Genomic DNA, 451 nt, shown 5'->3' with positions numbered 1-451 from the left:
CTGTATTTCAGTACAGCTTACCTGTAGCTTCGATCGTCGCAAACTTTACTCCGCCATCTGATGGCAAGCCGTCATTGCTCACGCATGATGAAGTTGAAACTTTGTTCCATGAGTTTGGGCATATCATGCACCAAACTTTGACTCGTGCACCGTACGCGTCGTTATCAGGTTCAGCGACAGCGCAAGACTTTGTTGAAGCTCCATCTCAAATGCTAGAAAACTGGGTTTGGAACAAGCAAATTTTAGCGCGCATTAGCGGACACTATTTGGATAATTCAAAAAAATTGCCTGACGATGTTTTAAATAAAATGCTTGAAGCTAAAAACTTTAATCAAGGCTATTTTTATACTCGTCAACTTGTGTTGGGTTTAACAGATATGACGATTCACACTCAACAAGGTGCAGTTGATGTTGATGCGACTTACGATAAAACGTACGAAGAGCTTTTAGG

1 protein-coding gene is annotated in these 451 nt (G+C 41.2%); it reads left to right on the top strand.

The features are described 5' to 3' along the window. On the top strand, positions 1–451 hold a 451-nt coding region (locus I6F37_RS39720; RefSeq protein ID WP_225154337.1), incomplete at both ends, for a M3 family metallopeptidase.

This window comes from Bradyrhizobium sp. NBAIM08 (genome assembly GCF_020193935.1).
Lineage (GTDB): Bacteria > Pseudomonadota > Alphaproteobacteria > Rhizobiales > Xanthobacteraceae > Bradyrhizobium > Bradyrhizobium yuanmingense.
This window is presented reverse-complemented; position numbering and strand designations above follow the sequence as displayed.